2 protein-coding genes are annotated in these 2,844 nt (G+C 71.1%); both read right to left on the bottom strand.

Going from position 1 to position 2,844, the window contains the following annotated elements; all coding sequences use genetic code 11:
• Window positions 1-175: 175 nt before the first annotated feature.
• Window positions 176-691, bottom strand: coding sequence for a peptide deformylase (locus D183_RS0115200; RefSeq protein ID WP_017909758.1), 516 nt, complete (start codon window positions 689-691; stop codon window positions 176-178).
• A gap of 471 nt (window positions 692-1,162) precedes the next feature.
• Window positions 1,163-2,844, bottom strand: a 1,682-nt coding sequence (locus D183_RS0115195) for a cellulose synthase subunit BcsC-related outer membrane protein (RefSeq protein ID WP_017909757.1), incomplete at its 5' end; no start/stop codon positions are given.

Genomic DNA, 2,844 nt, shown 5'->3' with positions numbered 1-2,844 from the left:
GTCGGGACTGAAGTCCCTCCCACAGTGCACCCGCCGAGTTCGCCGCAAGTCCCTGTGTCGCGATGGGCCTTACCGGTAAAACCGTCGCGACTGGAGCGCTCCCACAAGCGCGTGGCACTGCACGCATGCGGAAGTGACCGCTGGGCACGCATCGCCAACGCGGGGCATCCCGGCCCTACAAGTCGTAGGACAGCACGTCCTCGAAGCCGAACCTGTCGAAGTCGCGGATGCGCGAGGGATACAGGCGGCCGATCAGGTGGTCGTGCTCGTGCTGCACCACGCGGGCGTGGAAGCCCTCGGCCTCGCACTGCAGCGGGGTGCCGTCCGGCAGCACGCCGCGGTAGCGGATGTGCCGGTAGCGCGGAATCACCGCGCGCAGTCCGGGAATGGACAGGCAGCCCTCCCAGCCATCCTCCAGGTCGTCGGACAGCGGCTCGATCTCCACGTTGGCCAGGGCGGTGCGCGGCACCGGCGGCGCGTCCGGATAGCGGGCGCTGCGCTCGAAGCCGAACACCATCAGTTGCAGATCCACCGCGATCTGCGGCGCGGCCAGGCCGACGCCGCGCGCAGCGTCCATGGTCTCGAACATGTCGGCGACCAGCGCATGCAGTTGCGCGCTGTCGAAATCGGTGACCGGCGGCGCCTGACGCAGCAGACGCGGGTCGCCCATGCGGATGATGTCGCGGATCATGTGCGGACTCCTGGCAGTGGGGAATGGCCGCGATTATCCGCCGTGGCGGCGACGCGTGCAGCGCGGGCTGCGGCCTCCCCTGCCCCGACTGCGACACGCCGCGGTGCAATCCCCGTGTTGCGGCAAAGCGCTTGGCGAATTCTGCAGGTGCGAACTGTCATGCAGCCGCGACGCGCGACGTGGCGCGCTTGCCGATGGCGCAATGCATCGGGACTGAAGTCCCTCCCACCGTGCACCCAGCCAGCGTAGCGCGCGTTCCGTCACGCGTGGTTCCGCAGCGCCGCGGGCCATCCGCCGAGATGGATGTGCACACGTGACGCCCGCCTGACGTCGCTCCCACAGGGATGCGCGGGGCATCCTTGTGCGAGGGACTTCAGTCCCGACGACGGAGGGTGTCAGTCGGGTTTCGGTGCCGCATGTCGCGGCTGTAAGACAGTTGACGCCTGCGCCGGTCTCCGCGCGGCACGCGCCCTACTCCGGCACGTACGGCGAGGCCAGCACCTGCGGGCGGCGGCCGAGGCCGGCGCCGAGCCGGTCGAGCACGAAACGCACGTAGAGGTTGGTGCTGAACTGGGTGTAGTCGCGGGCGTTGTTGAACAGCAGGCGTCCACCCAGGAACAGCTGCGGGGCGATCTGCCATTCGGCCGCGCCGGCGATGTTGTAGGACATGCCGGTCTTGCTCTGCCCGGCGTAGACCGGCGCGACGTAGCGGTCGGTCAGGCCCAGCAGCGCGGCCAGCGAGGCGGCGTCGTAGGCGGCCTGCTGCATCTGCGCGCTGGTCGGGAAGTACGGGCTGTCGTCGCTGCGGAAATGCTGCACGCCGACGCTGGCGTCCACGCTCCAGTTGACCGTGCGCCCGGCGGTGCGGCCGCTCCAGTGCACCGGGAAGCCCAGGTCCACGTAGTCCTGCGGGCTGAAATAGCCGCCCTGGCCGTAGGTGTAGCCGCCCAGGTTCTTGTCGTACTGCATCGCGGTCAGGTTGAGGCCGGCGGTCAGCGACTGGTTCTCGGTGTCCAGCGCGTGCACGTACACGCCCAGGTCGACCTGGCGGTGGTCGTTGCTGGCGACGTTGCGGCCGACCAGACGATCGGCACTGACGCTGGCGTAGCCGCCGAGCAGGCCGTTGTCGAGGGTGGCCGACAGGCGCAGGCCGTTGCTGGTCACGCCGCCCCAGCCGAGTTCAGCGCGGCCGTCGTCGACGCCGCCGAAGGACAGCAGGCTGTCGCTGACGGCGCGGCGGAACACCTGGCCGGAATAGGTGAGGTTGTCGCCGGCCTGGCCGCGGTAACCGACGCCACCGACGATGCGACGCTCGGGGAAGCCGACCGGGGTGCTGCCCAGGTCGGCGCTGAAGCCGCCGTTCTTGTAGGTCACCGCCATGCCGACGCCGCGCGCGTCCTGGTCCATGCGCCGCGCCCCGTTGCCGTTGGCGGCCATGGTGTACAGCGCCTGGCTGAAGCCGGCCGGGGTCAGCGCCGCGGCGGTGGGGTTGGCGGCGAGGTTGCGGAAGCGGGCGATGTCGGCGGCGCTGAGGTCGGCGCTGCGCGAGGCGTCGCCGAGGATGGCGCTGGCCAGCGTGCCGATCGCGGTGTCGGCGGCGGTGTTGCCGAGCAGGAACGCCGACAGCGGCTCGGCGTACAGCGCCTGCAGCGCTGCCGCCTCGCGCTGCGCGTTGGTCAGCGCCGGGTCGGTGTCGTTGAACAGCTTGTTGTACAGCCCGGTGTTGACCGCGTAGGTGCGCAGCGCGTTGCGGGTGGCGTTGCTGTTGCCTTCGGTGAGCAGCAGTTGGTACAGGTCGCTGCCGACCAGGCTGTCGATCGGCGTGCGGTCGGCGGCCAGGGCATCGCCCATCGCCGCGGCCGGGCCGGCGCCGAAACGGCTGGCGGTGGCGTAGCCGGTGCCGAGCGTGCCGGCGTCGAGCAGGGTCGGGGTGACGTCGACCTGCAGCTTGCCCTCGCCCACCGCGAACTCGCCGTGCAGCGGCACTTCCAGATCGCGCAGCCGGCCGAGGCCGGCCTCGCCGTCGCGGGCGCGGTAGCTGGCGCCGGTGGCGAGGCTGTCGCTGTTCTCGGCCTGCACCTCGCGCAGTTCGTCGAGCACGGTCGAACCGCCGCCGGCGCTGGCCGGCGCGGCGGGCTGGCGCAGGGACGCGC

The sequence above is a fragment of the Xanthomonas sp. SHU 199 genome (assembly GCF_000364665.1).
Classification (GTDB): domain Bacteria; phylum Pseudomonadota; class Gammaproteobacteria; order Xanthomonadales; family Xanthomonadaceae; genus Xanthomonas_A; species Xanthomonas_A sontii.
Note: the sequence above shows the minus strand (reverse complement) of the source record. Positions and strands in the feature narration are given on the sequence as shown.

What these genes read in the sequence shown, in the direction of transcription:
- D183_RS0115200 (WP_017909758.1), bottom strand. Translation starts at nt 691, where the DNA reads ATGATCCGCGACATCATCCGCATGGGCGACCCGCGTCTGCTGCGTCAG.